Source organism: Pseudomonas sp. DW-iso17 (genome assembly GCF_058725345.1).
Genome location: NZ_JBZXEA010000021.1, coordinates 371483 through 390014, shown reverse-complemented (window position 1 = coordinate 390014; position 18532 = coordinate 371483). Strand labels below are relative to the sequence as shown.

Sequence of the window (18532 nt, the reverse complement as noted above, 5' to 3'; positions counted from 1 at the left end):
GCGCATTATGCCTAGTGCTGCTGTGCAAGACACTCGTGCAATGCGTCTTGCCATTGTGGCTGGCTGACGTGCCATTGCTGTTGCAGGCGCGTGCAGTCCAGGCGCGAGTTCAGCGGGCGCTTGGCGGGGGTCGGGTAGGCGCTGGAAGGAATCGGTTCCAGCTCGGCGCAGGCCTTGCCTTCGGCGCGCAGTTGCTCGCCAATCGCCGCGGCAAAACCGAACCACGAGGTTTCACCCTGGGCAGTGAGGTGGTAAACACCCCAATCCCCTGCCTTACCGGCCTGCCACTGCTCGATCAGCACGCGGGTGCTGTTGGCGATAGTCCCGGCCCAGGTCGGCGCACCGATCTGGTCGGCAACGATGCGCATCTGCGCTTTTTCCTGCAGCAGGCGTTGCATGGTCAGCAGGAAATTCTTGCCATGGCCCGAATAGACCCAGCTGGTACGCAAGATCAGGTACTGGCCGCCAACAGCCGCAATCGCCTGCTCACCCGCCAGCTTGCTCTGGCCGTAGACACCCAATGGGTTCGGCGTGTCGCTTTCGGTGTACGGGGCAGGTTTAGTGCCGTCGAACACGTAGTCGGTCGAGTAGTGAATCAGCGGGATGCCCAGGGCCTTGGCTTCTTCGGCGAGGATGCGGGGGGCGATGGCATTGATGGCGAACGCAGCGTCCGGCTCGCTCTCGGCCAGATCGACGGCGGTGTGGGCCGCCGCGTTGATGATCAGGCCGGGGCGATGGGCGCGCACTTGTTGGCGGATAAGGTCTGCGTTTGCCAGGTCAAGCTGGTCGCGGCCCAGGACGATGAGTTCGCCCAGGTCCTGGAGCCGCTGTTGCAGCTCCTGGGAGACTTGGCCGTGTTGGCCGGTGATGAGGATTTTTAGGGAGGCTGTCACGGGAACAGGTCCGCGTCTTTCAGGTTTTTACCGTTTTGATCCTTGGCAGACAAGGTGGGTGGGCCCGCCAACTGCCAATCAATGCTCAGTTCAGGTTCGTCCCAGCGAATGCACCTCTCCGCAGACGGTGTGTAGTAATCCGTGGTCTTGTAGAGGAATTCTGCGTATTCGCTGAGTACTACAAAACCGTGGGCGAAGCCCGGAGGAATCCACAGCTGGCGGTTATTTTCGGCCGATAGGCGCACGCTGGCCCATTTGCCGAAATGTGGTGAGCTGCGGCGGATATCCACCGCAACGTCCAGTACCTCTCCGGCGGTCACACGCACCAATTTTCCTTGGGCGTGTTCTACCTGATAGTGAAGGCCTCTCAGCACGCCCTTTTGCGAGCGCGAGTGGTTGTCCTGCACAAACTGCAGTTCCAGACCGCTGGCCTGAGCAAAATCCCGGGCGTTGAAACTTTCATAGAAAAAGCCACGTTCATCGCCAAAAACCTTGGGCTCGATGATCAATACACCGGGCAGTTCAGTGGCGTTCACATTCATTTAGGATTCCCAGCGAGAGAGTACAAGTACTGACCATAGCCGGTCTTGCCAAAGTACTTGGCACGTTCCAGCAGATAGTCACGATCGATCCAGCCGTTTTCGTAGGCGATTTCTTCCAGGCAGGCCACTTTCAAGCCCTGGCGGTGCTCGATGGTCTGAACGTAGGTCGAGGCTTCCAACAGGCTGTCATGGGTGCCGGTGTCGAGCCAGGCGAAACCACGACCGAAGCGTTCAACGTGCAGATCGCCACGCTGGAGGTAGGCATTGTTGACGTCGGTGATCTCCAACTCGCCGCGTGGCGACGGCTTGACCGCCTTGGCGATCTTGATCACGTCGTTGTCGTAAAAGTACAGGCCGGTCACGGCGTAGTGGGACTTAGGCTTAGCCGGTTTTTCTTCGATGGACAGGGCGCGGCCTTCACTATCGAAGTCAATTACACCGAAACGCTCAGGGTCTTTGACCCAGTAACCGAACACGGTAGCGCCTGAGGGGCGTTCCGCCGCAGTGCGCAGCTGCTCGCCGAAATGCTGGCCGTGGAAGATATTGTCCCCCAGGATCAAGCACACAGGGTCATCGCCAATGAACTCTTCGCCGATGATAAACGCCTGGGCCAAGCCATCCGGCGAAGGCTGCTCCGCGTAGGTGAAGCGCACGCCGAATTGGCTGCCATCGCCCAGCAGGTTCTGGTATTGGGGCAAGTCCACTGGTGTGGAGATCACCAGGATGTCCTTAATCCCCGCCAGCATCAGTACCGAGATCGGGTAGTAGATCATCGGCTTGTCATATACCGGCAACAACTGTTTGGACACGCCCAGGGTAATGGGATGCAAACGGGTGCCGGAACCGCCGGCCAATACAATTCCCTTCATCATGCGATCAAATCCTTCACGTCAGTATTGCCCAGTCGTTCACCTTGATAACTGCCGTCCTGGACCCTGCGGCACCATTCCAGGTTATCGAGGTACCACTGCACGGTTTTGCGCAGGCCGGTCTCGAAGGTTTCTTCCGGGACCCAGCCCAGTTCGCGTTCGATTTTGCTGGCGTCAATGGCATAGCGTTGGTCGTGGCCTGGGCGATCCTTGACGAAGGTGATCAGGTCAGTGAATTTCTCCACGCCGGCTGGGCGTTGCGGCGCCAGTTCTTCCAGCAGGGCGCAGATGCCGCGTACCACGTCGATGTTCTTCTGTTCGTTGTGGCCGCCAATATTGTAGGTTTCGCCCACAACCCCAGTGGTGACCACTGTGAGCAGCGCACGGGCGTGATCCTCGACGAACAGCCAGTCACGCACCTGCAGACCATCGCCATACACCGGCAGTGGCTTGCCCGCCAGGGCATTGAGAATCACCAGCGGGATCAATTTTTCGGGGAAGTGGAACGGCCCGTAATTGTTCGAGCAGTTGGTCAACAGCACCGGCAGGCCATAGGTGCGCTGCCAGGCGCGTACTAGGTGGTCGGACGCCGCCTTGCTCGCGGAATAAGGCGAGCTGGGGGCGTAAGGCGTGGTTTCGGTGAAGAGGTCGTCCACGCCATGCAGGTCGCCATACACCTCATCAGTGGAGATGTGGTGGAAACGGAACGCGCTTTTTGCCGGCTCTGCCAGCTTCTGCCAATAGGCGCGCGTGGCTTCCAGCAGGCTGTAGGTGCCGACGATGTTGGTCTGGATAAAATCCGACGGACCGTCAATGGAGCGGTCGACATGGGACTCGGCCGCCAGGTGCATGATCGCATCGGGTTGGAAGCGTGCGAGCACGGCGCTGACGGTGGCCTGGTCGATGATATCGGCCTGGACAAACTCATAGCGGCTGTTGGACGCGATGCTGGTCAGCGACTCGAGGTTGCCGGCGTAAGTCAGCTTGTCCAGGTTGAGCACTTCATGCTCAGTGTGTTGAATCAAGTGCCGGATCAGGGCCGAGCCAATAAATCCGGCACCGCCGGTGATGAGAATGCGCATGTCGAGGGCCTTTTCCTTAGACGGACATAAAGCGAAAGATGCATAGCTTGAGTTGTGAATCGGGCTGGCGCAAGCGCCGTGAGCATAAGGGGTTGATTATCGCCCCTGAACAATGGCGATATAGACGCCTGAAAAAACAAAGGTCGTCACAATGTCGTTAGCCACGTTGACCCACCGTGCCAGCTTGCCTTGCCCACAAGTAACCCTCGAGCAGGCAGCACACCTGCTCGAGCGACATTATGGAATGACGGGCAAATTACGCTCATTGGGCAGTCAACAAGACCTCAACTATAGAGTTGACAGCACTCGGGGCCGCTTTGTTCTGAAGATCTGCCGAGGTGACTACGCCGCGCTTGAACTCCAGGCCCAGCATGCGGCCCTTAACAGCCTGGGCACGCATCCCGGCCTGCGCGTGCCCAAGGTCATCCCGACCGTGGAGGGCGAGGATCTACTGACGGTCAACGTCGATGGCCAAACCCTGCACCTGCGGCTATTGGGCTACATCGACGGCCAGCCCCTGACGCATTTACCCCACCTGAGCCGCACCGTGATCGAAGGCTTTGGTGAGCTGTGCGGGCAGATGAGCCTCGCGCTGGCAGATTTCGAGCACCCTGGCCTTGCGCGCACCCTGCAATGGGACCCGCGCCACGCGCAGGCATTGATCGCCCACCTGCTGGCAACCTTGCCCGACCTGCCGCAGCGTGCTGCTTTGGAGCAGGTGGCCAGGCAGGTCGAGGCGCATGTCCAGCCGTTGGCGGCACACCTGCCGTGGCAAGCGGTGCACATGGATATCACCGATGACAATGTGGTGTGGCAGCGTGATGTCCAGCGGCACTGGCGTATACAAGGCGTGATCGATTTTGGCGATCTGGTGCGTACCTGGCGAGTTGCCGACCTGTCGGTGACCTGCGCGGCGCTGTTGCACCATGCCGACGGTGATCCGTTTGCCGTCTTGCCGGCGATCCAGGCCTGCCACGCGGTCACGCCGTTGCAGCGCGAAGAGTTGGAGGTGTTGTGGCCGTTGATCGTCGCCCGCGCGGCAGTGTTGGTGCTCAGCAGTGAGCAGCAGCAATGCCTGGACCCGGATAACGTTTATCTAAAGAAAAACGCCGAACACGAGTGGGAAATCTTCCATATCGCCACGTCGGTGCCCTTTGAACTCATGCAAGCAGCGATTCTGTGCAGCGTCGGTGAAACATTACCGCCCGTCGCCAACCAAGACTTCGCGCCTTTATTGCCAGGCTTGGTGGGGCGCGAGTTCGCGCTGATCGACCTGGGCGTACTCAGCCCGCATTTCGAGGCTGGCAATTGGGAAACTCCCGGCATCGATCGGCGCTTGCTGGATCAAGCGGCGACGGTGCATGGGCTGGCGGCCAGTCGTTATGGGCAATACCGCTTGTCGCGCACCCGCCCCGACAGTGCGCTAGAGCCCGAGACATTACCCCTGCATGTCGAACTGCACCTGCCTCACGGCACGGTTCTGGAAGCACCCTTTGCGGGAACGCTGCGCGAAGGTGCCGACGGCTTGCTGTGCTTGCACGACAGTGAGCTGAGCCTGCGCCTGTGGGGCGTGCGCACGTCACTCAAGCCCGGCGCAACGCTGGTCAAAGGGCAGGTGCTGGGCGAGGTGCAGGCGCCGTTGACTGTGCAGTTATGCCGCGCCGACCTTGAGCCGCCGCTGTTCTGCACACCTTCCCGGGCGTTGGCGTGGCAGGCGTTGTGCCCGTCACCCTCGGCGCTGTTGGGCCTGGCCTGTGATGCTGAGCCGGAACTGGACCCGCAGGCCCTGCTGGCCCGGCGGGATGCCAGCTTTGCCCGCTCCCAGAAGCACTACTACGCCGACCCACCGCGTATCGAGCGCGGCTGGCGTAACCACCTGATCGATATGCAGGGCCGATCCTACCTCGACATGCTCAACAACGTGGCCGTGCTGGGCCATGGCCACCCGCGCATGGCTGAGGTGGCGGCTCGGCAATGGTCGTTGCTCAACACCAACTCGCGCTTCCACTATGCGGCAATTGCCGAGTTCTCCGAGCGCCTGCTGGCGTTGGCGCCACAGGGCATGGACCGGGTGTTCCTGGTCAACAGCGGCACGGAGGCCAATGACCTGGCGATTCGTTTGGCCTGGGCCTACAGCGGCGGGCGCGACATGCTCAGCGTGCTGGAGGCCTACCACGGCTGGTCGGTGGCGGCGGATGCCGTGTCCACCTCGATTGCCGATAACCCCCAGGCCTTGAGCAGCCGCCCGGATTGGGTACACCCGGTGACCGCGCCCAATACTTACCGCGGTGAATTCCGCGGGCCGGACAGCGCGCCGGACTATGTACGAAGTGTTGAGCATAACCTGGCGAAAATCGCCGCGAGCCAGCGTCAATTGGCCGGGTTTATCTGTGAACCGGTGTACGGCAACGCCGGTGGCATCTCCCTGCCAGCGGGTTACCTGCAACAGGTGTATGGCTTGGTGCGTGCCCAGGGGGGCGTGTGCATCGCCGATGAAGTGCAGGTGGGTTACGGCCGCATGGGGCATTTCTTCTGGGGGTTTGAACAGCAGGGTGTGGTGCCTGACATCATTACCATGGCCAAGGGCATGGGCAACGGCCAGCCGTTGGGCGCAGTGATTACCCGCCGAGAGATTGCCGAGGCGCTGGAGGCCGAGGGTTACTTCTTCTCGTCATCGGGAGGCAGCCCGGTCAGTTGCCGGATCGGCATGGCAGTGCTGGACGTGATGGAAGAGGAAAAGCTGTGGGAAAACGCCCAAGTGGTAGGCGGGCATTTCAAGGCACGACTGGAGGAATTGATTGATCGCCATCCACTCGTCGGTGCCGTGCACGGTTCGGGCTTCTATCTGGGCCTTGAACTGGTGCGTGATCGCCACACCCTGGAACCTGCGACGGCAGAAACCGCCTTGTTGTGTGATCGCCTGCGGGAGCTGGGGATTTTCATGCAACCTACCGGTGATTATCTGAATATCCTCAAAATCAAGCCGCCGATGGTGACGTCCAGGCGCAGCGTGGACTTCTTTGTGGACATGCTGTCCAAAGTGCTGGATGAACAACTGTGATTTATCGATTGTTATCGGCTATTTTTTGCAGGCCCGAGCACCTATCATGTTTTTAGTCTGTTAAAGCCGATTTTTATCCATTATAAAGTTGCCCTTCACCCCATTCGGAGCCCTGATCGCCATGACCACCTTGCACAGCACACCTCGCGCCGATGGCTTTCATATGCCTGCCGAATGGGCGCCCCAGACCCAGACCTGGATGATCTGGCCCGAGCGCCCAGACAACTGGCGCCTGGGCGGTAAGCCAGCGCAGGCGGCCCATGTGGCGGTGGCCAAGGCTATCGCACGTTTTGAGCCGGTGACCGTCGCGGTCTCCGCCAGCCAGTACGAAAACGCCCGTGCCCGCCTGGACGTACCCAATATCCGCCTGGTGGAAATGTCCAATGACGACGCGTGGGTTCGCGACACCGGCCCGACTTTCGTGATCAACGGCAGTGGTGAAGTACGGGGTGTGAACTGGGACTTCAACGCCTGGGGTGGTTTTGACGGCGGCCTGTATTCCCCGTGGAACCGCGATTCCCAAGTGGGAGGCAAGATCCTCGAGATGGAGCGCGCACCGCGTTACCGCACTGAAGGCTTCGTGCTTGAAGGCGGTTCGATTCATGTCGACGGCGAAGGCACCCTGATCACCACCGAAGAATGCCTGTTGAACCGCAACCGCAACCCACACCTTGATCGTGCGGCTATTGAGGCGGTGCTCAGCGATAACCTGGCTGTGGATAAGATCATCTGGTTGCCGGATGGCCTGTTCAACGACGAAACCGACGGCCATGTGGATAACTTCTGCTGCTACGTGCGCCCGGGCGAAGTGTTGCTGGCTTGGACCGATGACCCGCAAGACCCGAACTACCCACGCTGTCACGCTGCCATGGACGTGCTGCAAAGCAGCACCGATGCCCAGGGCCGCTCGTTCATCGTGCATAAAATGCCGATCCCGGGTCCGCTGTATGCCACTGAGGAGGAATGCGCCGGGGTAGACCTGGTTGAGGGCAGCCAGGAGCGTAATCCGACCGTGCGGTTGGCCGGTTCCTATGTCAACTTCCTGATCGTCAACGGCGGCATCATCGCGCCGAGCTTCGATGATCCGATGGACGACCAGGCCAAGCAGATCCTGCAGAACCTTTTCCCACAGCATGAAGTGGTGATGGTGCCGGGCCGCGAACTGTTACTGGGTGGGGGCAATATCCATTGCCTGACCCAGCAGCAGCCAGCTCCGCAGCGAAAGTGAGTGCAGTTGTAACAGCGCCTTGATGGCGCACGAGCACCGCGCGTTTGCAGTGTTCCCCGCAAGCCCGCGACCCAGCCCGGTCGCGGGCTTTTTCATGCCTGCATGCCGGTGAACAGGGCACATTGGCATAGCTCTTGTATCGCTGTGGTTACAGTGGCCCAAGGGGGATGACCGCGTAGTTCTGTCACAAACCTTGAGTAAGTTAGCCGCTCACGCAGCAGGAGAGAGCGCTGAAATGAATGCCGATGTCCACCTGATGAACACGCGTACGTTCCACCCTTTGCGGGTCGACGGTGACGCCATCCATGCGTTGGCCCTTTGGTTGAAGGCGAACGGCTCGCGACAGGCCAGGCAAGCGTCTGACTTGCGCAGTGTGATGAGTGAGCGCTACCCGTTGGGGTTGTTCACGGAGGATGAAGTGCAGGCGTTGTGCGAGGTAATGAGCAACTAAAGAACACCTGAAACCAACTGTGGGAGCTGGCTTGCCTGCGATGGCGGTGGTTCAGTTAAACATTCAGTGACTGGCACACCGCTTTCGCGGGCAAGCCCGCTCCCACAGGGATCTGCGCCAGGCGCTGATGTTGTGGGCACTACCTAACCAGTGTGGGAGCTGGCTTGCCTGCGATGGCGGTGGTTCAGTTAAACATCCAGTGACTGGCACACCGCTTTCGCGGGCAAGCCCGCTCCCACAGGGATCTGCGCCAGGCGCTGATGTTGTGGGCAATGCCTAACCAGTGTGGGGGCTGGCTTTGTTTCACATGAGGCGTGTCAGAAGCTGTAGGTACCGGTGACCACCAGGCTTCGCGGCTCCCCCGGTTGAATCTGCGCCGCACTGGTCGCCGAGGCGTAGTAGTTTTTGTCGGCAATATTGTTCAGCGCCGCCCTCACGTCCCACTCTTTCTGACGGAACCCGGCCAGCGCGTCCCAGCGGCCATAACCCGGCAACACCACGGTGTTGAGGTTGTCGGCATATCGATCACCCACCAGGGTCAAACCGGTTTCCGCGTACCAGCCCATCTGCGGTTTCCAGGTGATGAACAGGCTGGCGTTGCGCTTGGCCACGTCGCTGATTCGTTTGCCTTCAAAGCCATTGTTGTCCTTCTCGACCTTGGCGTCCTGCAGGCCTACGCCGCCGCGCACATACCAGTTGTCGACGATCTTGCCGGTGGCGGTCAGCTCCACGCCGCGTGAGCGTTGCTCGCCAGTGAGCAGCGTAATGGTGCGGTCCAGCGGGTCGCTGGTGCGGCGGTTGTAGAGTTCCAGTTCGTACACGGCCAGGGTGGTGCTCAGGCGTTCGTCGAACCAGTCGCTCTTCACGCCAATTTCCTTTTGCTTGGTCAGCTCCGGGCTCAGGTCGTTGGCGTTGCCGGTGGCGTTCGGCGTGATGCCGATCAGGCCGCCGCCGGCTGGTGTGAAGGTCTTGCTCCACGAAGCATAGAACGAGTGGTGTTCCAGGGGCGTCCACACCAGGCCGACCCGCGGGCTGGTGCTGTGGCTTTTCACGTTCTGTTGGATGTCGAGCAGCTTGTTGGTGGTGTCCACTTCGAAACGGTCATAACGCAGCCCGCCCAGCAGTTGCCACTGGTCGTTCAGGCGCAGTTGGTCCTGCACATACAGGGCGCGGCTTTCGACTTCGGTGTGGTTGTTACTCGACAGTCGCATGCTCCCGGTGTGGCTCAGGCGGCGATTGGGTTGGTTGAGGTCCAGGCTCGGCACTGTTCTGCCATCCCGAGCGGAGTACAGCTTCGGATCGCGGCGCTGGCTGCCCAGCTCAATACCGGTGAGCAGGCGGTGTTCCAGGCCAAAGGTGTCGAAACCGCCTTCCAGTTCCAGGTTGTTGAACACGTTGCGGGTGGTCAGGTCCTGCTGCCAGTGTTGGCGGGTGACGCTGTTGGTTTTCGGCTCATAGCCGGTCTGGTAGGTATTGTCGAAATCACTGTCGAGCTTGAACACGCCAAGGGTGTGGCGCAGTTGCCAGTCGGCGTTGAGCTCGTAGGCGAGTTTGGAACGCAGGGACTGGGATTTATCGTCGATGTAATCGCCGTGATCAAAGTAAGTGGTGCTGCGGCTCACATCCGCCGGGCGCCCGTTGACGCCCGGAATGCCACGGTCTGGGGTGCGGTTGTAACGGCTGTATTCGTATTGCACCAGCCAGTTCAGCTCTGGAGTGAGCTGCCAGCTCATCGACGGCGCGAACAACTGGCGGTTGCCGCTGACGCCATCGCGAAAGCTGTTGTTATCCTGGTTGCCCATGTTCAGGCGCAGGCTGATGTTGTCGGTGGGGTCGGTGCTCAGGTCGGCATACAGGCTGCGCAAATCGTTGCTGCCGCCTTGGGCTTCGATGCTGGATTTTTGCCCTGGGGTTGGCATTTTGCTCACCCGGTTGACGATGCCGCCCTGGCCGCCTCGCCCGTAAAGCACCGCAGCCGGCCCCTTGAGTACTTCGATACGCTCGATGTTATGCAGGTCGCGCACGTACTGGCTGTCGTCGCGAATGCCATCCAGATAGAAGTCATTGCTGGCGTCGAAACCACGTATGCGCAGGCTGTCGAAGCGTGTATCGGCGCCGCTGCTGACGTTGGGGATACCGCTCAACGCCTGGCCCAGCTCGTTGGTGCCATAGGAGCGCAGGCTTTCGGTTTTGACTGAGTCGATCGCCTGGGGCACATAGCGAACAGCCGTCGCGGTGCGTGTGGCGGTGCTGGTCTCCTTGACCCGTGGGTCGTCTTCGTCTGCTTCCACACTGATCGAGGTTTCAGGCAAGACCGTGGCCGCACCGGCAAAACCGGCAGACAGCAGAACAGAGAGCCCAAGGGAGAGAGGCGTCAGGCGAGGGGCAGGCATGGGAGCGTATCCAAATGACGTGACAGGAAAATTGTGCGCGAATGGTAATGCTTTGCATTTGCGCGTGTTATCTATTCCCTAACGTCCGCTCTGTCGGATTTGTTACTTAATGTGTTTCGAGGGGGATTCAAGGCGCTTTTCAGGCTTTCATCCCTGCGCCTCCGCTCGCCGCTTAGACGAATATCGCCTAAATACAGACGATTCACGAAATTGACACATAGTTCAACGCCCGCATAGGATTGCGCCCAACGCCTGTGGCTAACCACCATGACTAATCCAATAAAAAAAGGCCCGCGGCAGTTCAGTCGTCCGCGGGCCTTCTTTTTGCCGGCACAGTCGACACCAGAAAAAGCAACAGGAGCCTGGTGTCACAGCGCGTACTCAACCCGTAATAAGGAATATAAGAAAATGTTGAAGCAACGGATGAGTCTGATCGCTCTGGGGATTTTGAGCGCATCGACAGCAATGGCAAACGACCAGGAGCAATCCAAGGGTTTCGTTGAAGACAGCCACCTGAACATCGCAGCACGTAACGCCTACATCAGCCGTGACTACAAAAACGGCAAGCAGGACAAAGCTGAATGGGGCCAAGGCTTCATCGGCAAGTTCGAGTCCGGCTTCACCCAAGGCACCGTGGGTGTGGGTGTGGATGTGATTGGCCAATACGCTATCCGCCTGGACGGTGGTAAAGGTCGCGCTGGCGCCGGCGGTATCGACTTCTTCAAGCAGGGCAACGGCACTCTTGATGACAACGGCAAGCCAAACCCAGGCTCGGCACCGCACGACCTGGCCAAAGGCGGCGCTGCCGTTAAGTTCCGCGTTTCCAACACTGTACTCAAGTACGGTGATCAGTTCCCGGCTGTGCCTGTGCTGCAGTACGACAACTCTCGCCTGTTGTCGGAAACCTACACCGGTACTTCGATCGTCTCTAAAGAAATCGCCGGTCTGCAATTGGACGCGGGTCATTTCACTAAAGAAGCGCGCAAGAGCATGGAAGGCACCGACAGCGGCCGCCTGAAAAGCATCGACTATATCGGTGGTAGCTACAAATTCACCGAGAGCCTGTCGGCTGCCCTTTACGCCTCCGACATGCAGGACGTGTTGAAGAAGCAATACGTCAACGTCAACTACGTGCTGGCCTTGCCGCAGCAGCAGTCGCTGACGTTTGACTTCAATGGCTACAAGACCAAGCTGGATCGCAGCTTCGCCTTGGAAAACCAAAAAGACGCTGACGCGCGCGACAACAAAATCTGGAGCCTGGGCGCCACGTGGGCCGTTGGCCCGCACAGCTTCACCATCGCTCACCAGCGCAGCACCGGTGACACTGGCTACCTGTACGGCGGCTACCGCAACGCCGGCGGTATCGGCGACGGCGGCAATACCATCTTGCTGGCCAACTCCTACTGGTCCGACTTCAACGGCAAGGACGAGCGCTCCTGGCAAGCAGGTTACGGCATCGACTTCGCCACCTTCGGCGTACCGGGCCTGACCTACAACATTGCCTACGTGCGCGGTACCAACATCGACGACGGTACCAACCGTGGCGATGGTACCGAGCGTGAAATCTGGAACCAGTTCAAGTACGTGGTACAGAGCGGCCCAGCCAAAGACCTGAGCCTGCGTGCTCGTGCCTCGTGGTTGCGCGTTTCCAACAACGCCAGCGAGTACAACGTAGGCGGTAACGAAATCCGTCTGTTCGCCGACTACCCGATCAACGTTTTCTAATTGATCGAATGTCGTGCCTGATGCCAGGCCATAAAAAACCCCGACTGGTTCGGGGTTTTTTTATGCCTGGAGGCTGCTACCTAGGCCTTGGCTGGCGCGAGTTTCTTGCAGTTTTCCTTGCGTGTCGGGTACTGCTCGCACTTGCGCAACACCGTTTGCACCTGCTGCGCATTCTGCAGTTGCTGGTTGGCCAGCAGCTTTTCGGTAATAAACAGTTCCTCCGAGCCCAGGTTGCGTTCTGCCTTATCGATCATCGCCAGTGCCGATTGCCCGTCACCGCGTTTGAGGTGGTAGCTGATCATCAAGTCATAGGTGGAAGGCCCGGCCAGGGACCAGTCCTTGATCGCCTGCAACTCTTTCACCGCTTCGCTGTTTTTGCCTTGGGCCAGGCGCACAGTATAGGCAGTGCGCCGAATGCTCGGCTGGTCTTTTACCGGCGAAGCCAGGGCCTTGCGGATGAAAGCGTCAGCGTCTGGCACCTTGTTTTTCTCCAGGGCATCAATCGCGAAGTACGCGTCTTTATAGCCCTGCAAAGCCTTCGCGACCTGGGGCGTGCTCTTCATTTTCGCCCAGCTTTGCGGGTTGACCCGGGCGCGGCGTTCCTGGCGATATTCGCGTTGCAAGTACTGGCGCAGCTCGGTGTCGCGGTCCATGGCCGACATATGTGAGCGGTTGAAATATTGGCTGGTCGCGGTGAGGCCGGTGGTCAAGCCATCCTTGACCAGCACGTCCAGCTCTTTGGTGAACTGGTTGAGATTGAACTGCTGCAGCGAATCCTGCATGGCATTCTTGCGCGCCGTGAGGAACCCCGTGAGCAAGGGCTTCTGCTTGCCCTGGAAGTCGTTGAGGCGCTCCAGGCTATGGGTGGCGGCTCGCGGCGCGTAACCGGCACGGATCATCAAGTCGGTGCCCAGCAAGTCGGCCTGGTCTTCCTGGCTGCGGCCCCAGGCGGTGCTCCATACCTGATCGGAAAAGGTATTGGCCAGGGCGGTATACAGCACGGTGTTGCCGATGGTCTTCTGGGTGCCGGCCGGGTCTTTACTGAACAGTTTCATCGTACCGGAGCTGCGGTCCACGCCCGTATCGGCAGCCATGGTGGCCAAGGCGACCGTGGAGGCGACGGTGGTAAACATGTCTTTCTGCTGCTGGAAAGCGGCCATGCGGTCATGGTGATGCAGCAATACGTGGCTCATTTCATGGCCCAGCATCGCCGCGATTTCATCTTCACTGGCGACGTTGTCCAGCATGCCCAGCGGCACGAACAGATTGCCGTAAGGGTCTGCCGACGGCCCGAAGCCATAGCTGTCGGTGATCTTCACCTGCAGCGGCGGCAACTCTCCCGGCCAGCCTTTGGACAAGCGCGTGACAATGCCCTGCAGGTAGGCTTGCAGCATTGGGATATCCACCAGGTTCTGCTGGCGCGCTTCAGCGGCCGGCACCGCACGCCCGTCGTAGCTCAAGCGCTGTTTGCTCTGGCGTTGTGGGTCGAGCTTGTAATACTGGCGTACGTCGCTGTTGTCCACGTAATGGCCCTGAACCCGGGACTGGGTCGAGGGCCCCACCAGGTTCAGAAATGCCTGGTCTGCGCCTTTCAAGGTGGCGCAACCACTGAGCACCGAACTGGCCAACAGGCTGGCTGCTACTAGATATCCCTTCACCGCAACGCTCCTTTTATTGATTGCAGCCGGCACCAAAACCGATGGTGGAGTTGTTGCGGCTGTCCTTGGCCTGGCTTTTGGTCAGGCCCTGGCAGGGCAGGTCCACGACGTTCAGCGGGGGCTCGATGCGCAAATCCATGGTGTCCAGCCACACCTTCTGGCCTGCCAGTTCTACCTGCACCAGGTCCAGTGCCTGGTTGTACTGCAACACCGGCAGGGGCTGGGTGGGCGCGTCCTTTTTCGCCAGCTCACGTTGTTGCTTGCCCTGCTCGTCCAGCACTGTCACCGGGTCGGCGAGGAACGCCTTGATACTGTGGGTTTCTGCCCAGGCGCCCTGGGTGAAGAGGGCGGCGAGCAAGACGATGAGGCTTCTGTTCATCCTTGGTTTCCTTGAGTCAGATAGCAGAGCGGCGCACTCAGCGATCGCGGTCGAAGAAGGCTTCGATCCGCTCGCTGAACAGCACCAACGACAGCAACGCAATGCCCAGCACGTTGACCGGGGTGATGTCATTGAGGCTCAGCAACACACTGACCCCCGCCAACATCGACATCACCAACAGCCACGACGGACATGGCGAGGTAAAAAACCAGATTTCCTGGCGACGCCACCGGCTCCAGGGGCGATGGCCCGCCAGGCGACGTGCGTGCAGCGCCTTGAGCACGGCGATCAACGCCAGCAGCCCGAGCTCCAGCAGGTCCAGCCAATTGAACGGCAGGTGGGGGAAATTGGCCGGTTCATGGTCGTAGTCCATGCCCGTATTGATCAGGTTGTCCAGCGCCATGGCGTGCAGGTAAACGCCGGGGAGCTGGCCGTGCACCGGCGACTCCACCAAGTCCCCTGTCGAGGCGATATTGGCGCCCACCAACACCAGGCGGTCGCGCAGCAATTCGGCGACCAGTGCCTGGTCGTCGGGGTCGCTGACCTCCAGGTCACTGGCCGACAACGTCAGCGTATAAGGGCAGCGCGCCTGGGCCGAGTCATCGAGTTTCCAGAACACCGCCTGGAAGAACTGCGCCACCCCATCCAGCAAAAAATGCCGTGCCGGCGCGCAGTGGCGGATATCGGCAATACGCGCCTGCTCGGGCGCCAGCTTCAGCCCCCATTGCACCGCGATGGGCTGGCGCTGAGCAGCGGTTTGCGCATCCACCGGCGGCGGCTTGCAGTGCTGCGTGGCGCAGAACACCCGGTACAGCGACATGGCAGGGGTTTCCAACAACCCTGCCTGTGTCTTCATCGCCAGTGGATATTTGTCATCCACGCCTTCCCACACCACCAGGGCCGGCTGGCTCACCTGCATAAACGGCGCCAGCGTATTCGCCTGGCCCGCCTCTGCGCGCATCAACCCCGTATTGGCCAGCCACAGCGGGATGCCTTGGCGCTGATAACGCTCAAACACATTCGCCAGCAACTGACTGCCCCGCGCAGGGTCACCGAACGAGTGGTCGTGGCTATAAAGCAAATCCACAAACACCGCCTGGGGCTTGTACGCCAGCAAGCGCTTGAACAACTTGCTCTGCTCGCCATAAGGCATGGGCCACGAACTGTTATTGCGCATCAGGTAGGCATCATCAATCAACACCACCGCCACCCGCTGCTGCCCAAGGCTCGGGTAGTGACTGGCAAACATGCGATTGAGCCACTGCGCCGACGCCTTGTCGCTGGAACTGGCCAGGCCGAAAGGATCAAGAATCGCCAGCAACACGATGATGACCGCCAGCCAATAGCGGCGGTATTTGAATAGCGGGGGTTTGGACAACATCCATGTCTCGATAAAAACGCAAGCAAGGCGGGGTTTTTAACGGAGTGGGGAGGGGGTGTCAATTGGAAAAGTGGCTAAGTGCCATATCGCGATGGGCGCATGGATCGTCATTCGTAAAAAAGCCCGGGCGTGTCCAGGCCGGGGTTTTATTCCGTGGGCTTCGGGCGGCCAGCCTAGGCACCACATCACTTCGCTATTGCTCAACGTTCCTGGGCTATTCAATCCTCATCTCCTGGAAATAGGAGTGCGAAAAGGCAGTCTTTGTATTTGCCACCCTGGTAGTCGGTTGATTTGTCGATCTCACCGCGATGAGGCTTGCGCTGCAGGATGGCAAGGTGTGGACAGGATGTGGACATGCGGAAACAACAAAGCCTCCACATTTCTGTGGAGGCTTTGTTTTGTATGGTGCCGGCACCAGGAGTCGAACCCGGGACCTACTGATTACAAGTCAGTTGCTCTACCAACTGAGCTATACCGGCGTGTTAGGGCGACGATTATAGCGATTGGAAAGGTTCTGTAAACCCCTGAATTCTGACTATTTTTGCAAAGTCGGAGGTTTCTCTCGATTAGGGCGTTTTCCCCGTGTCTTCACAGGTTGAAGAGCGCGTGCAAAGTACGGGTCCAACTCCATGCAGTAGACGAGATCGATAGGGTTCAAGCATCCCTTGGACAGACCCCCTCGTAACCTGATGCACAACGGGCTTTACCCCTTGCCAAACGCGCCAAACAGCCCGCACAAAGAGCCCGTTATGCGCCTGGCGCCAGATGCTTATGCACAATCGGTTGGTAACGGTTGTCCCGAAACAGCCATTTTGCGCAGCAGTTCTCAACACGCTGCAACTGCCTGTTTTGTGTGCATTTTATTTTGTGAACAAAAAATAACCAGGCCGGCTTTGGGTGTGAAGTGCCTATATCTAGGGCCTCTGCAAACTATTCATCAACAGAGTTATCCACAAGGCGCTTGTAGGATTTTTTGCCCTTTATTCGCGCTCGGCCAGCACCATCAGGTTGCGAGGGGTCAACGATGGTTCGCAGAAGCTGCCGACCTCGACGTTGTAGCCCTGTTCCACCATGAACAGTGCTCGGTCCAATACCAACCACAGTTCCAATGGGCGTCGAAACAAGCCTCTCACTAACTCAAGGTTGCGCACTTCGGCCAGGCGCTGCCAGCCGTGGGCTTCCAGGGCCTGCCAGTCCTGAACACCTGTGGATAAGCCCTTGAGGCTCGCCAGTTCCTGGCAGTAGTCGGCAAAGGATTTATCCAGCCAACTGGCGGGCAGGGAAGGTGTTGGCAGGTAGTCGTCGCAGCCGCGCACTTGCCGCTGTAGTTGGTCAAAGCCCAGGCGCCTGGCCATGGAGGTGTCTCGTTGTTGGCGTACACGGTTGCCGGCGGTGACGGTTTCGCTCAGGGGCAGGCCCAGGTCATCAATCGACAGTTGCAGCAGTGAGGCGCGCCCGGCGGCGGAGACGGCCTGATAACGGTCGGCGGTGATGCGGTTGTAGCAGCAGGGCGCCAGGGCCAGTTGTTTGCAGCCGGCGGCGCTGGCCAGTTGCAGCAGGCGCACATGCAGGTCGCCGCAGGCATGCAGGGCGACCGGTGTGTGTTCGGGCTGGATCGCGACATCCGCCATGACGTCTTGGAGGTGATGGGTTGCGTGGAGGTCGTGGCGATCACTCAAGGCTTGGCCGGAGGCGATGAGGGCGGGGTCGTACTCCAGGCAGGTCAGTTGTTGACCGGGTTGCAGCAGGCGACGTCCGAGGTGGCCTTTGCCGGCGCACCAGTCCAGCCAGTGGGCAGGCGTTTGGGCAAAAGTCAGCGCGGCGCCGAAGGCTTCGATCTGTTGCCATTTGCGCCCGGGCACGTCGACATTCAGGCGATGGCGAGCGGGCTCAAGGGTGTGCGTGGGTAACTTATCCACAGCGCCGAGGCGCAGCGCGCGAGCGGCCAGCTGTGGAAACGGTGCGGGCGCGGGCAGGTCGTGGGGTTGGTTATGACTGGCTTCAGCTTCGGCCAGCGAGCGCTGACGCAACCACCGGGATAATTCCGGATGCTCGGTTTCCCAGGGCAACTGCAACTGGGTAAAGGGCCGTGGTCGCCACAGCCCTTGGTGCTCGATCAGGAATGCATCCAGTGCCTGGAAGCGTGCCTCAACGTCCTTGGCACGCATCGACGCGCAGCCATTTTTCCAGCAGTTTGAAGCCGCGCACCAGCACGTAGGCCATCAGCAGGTAGAACAACCCCGCAGCGAAGAAAATCTCCACCGGCAGGTAAGTGCGCGCAATGATGGTGCGCGCCATGCCGGTCAGTTCCAGCAGGGTCACGGTGCTGGCCAGGGCGCTGGCCTTGAGCATCAGGATCACTTCATTGCTGTAGGCCGGCAGGCCGATGCGCGAGGCGCGAGGCAGAATGATGTAGAACAGCGTCTTGGGCTTGGACATGCCCAGGGCCCGTGCCGCTTCGATTTCTCCCGGCGGGATGGCCTGGATCGCACCGCGCAGGATCTCGGCGATATAGGCGGCGGTGTGCAGGGTCATAGTGGCGGTGGCGCACCAGAACGGGTCGCGCAGGTACGGCCACATGAAGCTGTTGCGCACGGCGTCGAACTGCGCCAGGCCGTAATACACCAGGAACAACTGCACCAGCAGCGGCGTGCCACGAAAGAAGAAAATGTAGCCGTAGGGCAGGGCGCTCACGTACCAGCGGCGCGAAGAGCGGGCGATGCCCAGAGGGATCGCCAGCAGCAGGCCGGCGATCACGGCGATTGCCACCAGCTCCAGGGTCAAGGTTGCGCCCTGGGCCAACTTCGGCAGCCACTTGATGATCACGGCCCAGTTCAGGCCCAGGTCAAAGTGCGATAGCCAGCTGTAGT

Annotated in this window: 14 protein-coding genes and 1 tRNA gene; 4 read left to right on the top strand and 11 right to left on the bottom strand. The window is 59.9% G+C overall.

From position 1 onward, the window contains the following. Positions 1-11: 11 nt before the first annotated feature. The 4 genes from rfbD to rfbB are packed head-to-tail and all read right to left on the bottom strand — an operon-like array spanning position 12 to position 3386. The gene (rfbD, locus tag AC4PS6_RS16150; protein ID WP_014716490.1) at positions 12-893 is read right to left on the bottom strand and encodes a dTDP-4-dehydrorhamnose reductase; all 882 of its coding nucleotides are present in this window, start codon (positions 891-893) and stop codon (positions 12-14) included. Then, positions 890-1435 (bottom strand): dTDP-4-dehydrorhamnose 3,5-epimerase, encoded by a 546-nt coding sequence (gene rfbC / locus AC4PS6_RS16145; protein WP_014716491.1) that lies wholly within the window; start codon positions 1433-1435, stop codon positions 890-892. Before rfbC ends, rfbD begins: the two co-directional genes overlap by 4 nt. Next, entirely contained in the window at positions 1432-2307 is an 876-nt protein-coding gene (rfbA, locus tag AC4PS6_RS16140) for a glucose-1-phosphate thymidylyltransferase RfbA (protein WP_014716492.1), read from the bottom strand. Before rfbA ends, rfbC begins: the two co-directional genes overlap by 4 nt. Continuing rightward, entirely contained in the window at positions 2304-3386 is a 1083-nt protein-coding gene (rfbB, locus tag AC4PS6_RS16135) for a dTDP-glucose 4,6-dehydratase (RefSeq protein ID WP_020302409.1), read from the bottom strand. Before rfbB ends, rfbA begins: the two co-directional genes overlap by 4 nt. A gap of 151 nt (positions 3387-3537) precedes the next feature. Between rfbB and AC4PS6_RS16130 the strand changes: the two genes are divergently transcribed. From AC4PS6_RS16130 to AC4PS6_RS16120, 3 genes are all read left to right on the top strand, one after another. After that, positions 3538-6447, top strand: coding sequence for an aminotransferase (locus AC4PS6_RS16130; protein ID WP_336826717.1), 2910 nt, complete (start codon positions 3538-3540; stop codon positions 6445-6447). Positions 6448-6568: 121 nt separating this feature from the next. Beyond that, the gene (aguA, locus tag AC4PS6_RS16125; protein WP_060767901.1) at positions 6569-7675 is read left to right on the top strand and encodes an agmatine deiminase; all 1107 of its coding nucleotides are present in this window, start codon (positions 6569-6571) and stop codon (positions 7673-7675) included. 235 nt (positions 7676-7910) lie between these two features. Next, positions 7911-8126: a hypothetical protein gene (locus AC4PS6_RS16120; protein WP_014716496.1), complete on the top strand. Its 216-nt coding sequence runs from the start codon at positions 7911-7913 to the stop codon at positions 8124-8126. Positions 8127-8443: 317 nt separating this feature from the next. Here AC4PS6_RS16120 and AC4PS6_RS16115 read toward each other — a convergent pair whose 3' ends face one another. After that, complete coding sequence (locus tag AC4PS6_RS16115) at positions 8444-10519, bottom strand: TonB-dependent receptor (protein WP_032901797.1); 2076 nt, start codon at positions 10517-10519, stop codon at positions 8444-8446. A gap of 408 nt (positions 10520-10927) precedes the next feature. Here AC4PS6_RS16115 and AC4PS6_RS16110 point away from each other — a divergent pair, with 408 nt between their 5' ends. After that, positions 10928-12244 (top strand): OprD family porin, encoded by a 1317-nt coding sequence (locus AC4PS6_RS16110; RefSeq protein WP_014716498.1) that lies wholly within the window; start codon positions 10928-10930, stop codon positions 12242-12244. Between the two features lie 80 nt (positions 12245-12324). Here AC4PS6_RS16110 and AC4PS6_RS16105 read toward each other — a convergent pair whose 3' ends face one another. The 6 genes from AC4PS6_RS16105 to AC4PS6_RS16080 all read right to left on the bottom strand — a co-directional run bounded on the left by AC4PS6_RS16105 (position 12325) and on the right by AC4PS6_RS16080 (position 18500). Next, complete coding sequence (locus AC4PS6_RS16105; RefSeq protein ID WP_032901798.1) at positions 12325-13902, bottom strand: M48 family metallopeptidase; 1578 nt, start codon at positions 13900-13902, stop codon at positions 12325-12327. A 13-nt stretch (positions 13903-13915) separates the two neighbouring features. Further along, entirely contained in the window at positions 13916-14281 is a 366-nt protein-coding gene (locus AC4PS6_RS16100) for a hypothetical protein (RefSeq protein ID WP_014716500.1), read from the bottom strand. Between the two features lie 37 nt (positions 14282-14318). Further along, positions 14319-15662, bottom strand: coding sequence for a CHASE2 domain-containing protein (locus AC4PS6_RS16095; RefSeq protein ID WP_336826724.1), 1344 nt, complete (start codon positions 15660-15662; stop codon positions 14319-14321). A gap of 403 nt (positions 15663-16065) precedes the next feature. Beyond that, positions 16066-16141, bottom strand: a tRNA-Thr gene (locus AC4PS6_RS16090). A gap of 501 nt (positions 16142-16642) precedes the next feature. Further along, positions 16643-17830 carry a methyltransferase gene (locus AC4PS6_RS16085; protein ID WP_137271191.1) on the bottom strand — a complete coding sequence of 396 codons (1188 nt, stop codon included), beginning with the start codon at positions 17828-17830 and terminating at the stop codon, positions 16643-16645. Continuing rightward, on the bottom strand, positions 17811-18500 hold the full coding sequence (locus AC4PS6_RS16080; protein WP_032803763.1) for an ABC transporter permease: 690 nt from the start codon (positions 18498-18500) through the stop codon (positions 17811-17813). The genes AC4PS6_RS16085 and AC4PS6_RS16080 overlap by 20 nt, the downstream gene beginning before the upstream one ends. Between the last annotated feature and the right edge of the window lie 32 nt (positions 18501-18532).

Bases quoted from the DNA above. Each gene is read 5' to 3' on its own strand.
- AC4PS6_RS16085 (WP_137271191.1), bottom strand. From the start codon at position 17,830: ATGCGTGCCAAGGACGTTGAGGCACGCTTCCAGGCACTGGATGCATTC.
- rfbA (WP_014716492.1), bottom strand. From the start codon at position 2,307: ATGATGAAGGGAATTGTATTGGCCGGCGGTTCCGGCACCCGTTTGCAT.
- AC4PS6_RS16110 (WP_014716498.1), top strand. From the start codon at position 10,928: ATGTTGAAGCAACGGATGAGTCTGATCGCTCTGGGGATTTTGAGCGCA.
- AC4PS6_RS16095 (WP_336826724.1), bottom strand. From the start codon at position 15,662: ATGTTGTCCAAACCCCCGCTATTCAAATACCGCCGCTATTGGCTGGCG.
- AC4PS6_RS16115 (WP_032901797.1), bottom strand. From the start codon at position 10,519: ATGCCTGCCCCTCGCCTGACGCCTCTCTCCCTTGGGCTCTCTGTTCTG.
- AC4PS6_RS16100 (WP_014716500.1), bottom strand. From the start codon at position 14,281: ATGAACAGAAGCCTCATCGTCTTGCTCGCCGCCCTCTTCACCCAGGGC.
- aguA (WP_060767901.1), top strand. From the start codon at position 6,569: ATGACCACCTTGCACAGCACACCTCGCGCCGATGGCTTTCATATGCCT.
- rfbB (WP_020302409.1), bottom strand. From the start codon at position 3,386: ATGCGCATTCTCATCACCGGCGGTGCCGGATTTATTGGCTCGGCCCTG.
- AC4PS6_RS16120 (WP_014716496.1), top strand. From the start codon at position 7,911: ATGAATGCCGATGTCCACCTGATGAACACGCGTACGTTCCACCCTTTG.
- AC4PS6_RS16130 (WP_336826717.1), top strand. From the start codon at position 3,538: ATGTCGTTAGCCACGTTGACCCACCGTGCCAGCTTGCCTTGCCCACAA.
- rfbC (WP_014716491.1), bottom strand. From the start codon at position 1,435: ATGAATGTGAACGCCACTGAACTGCCCGGTGTATTGATCATCGAGCCC.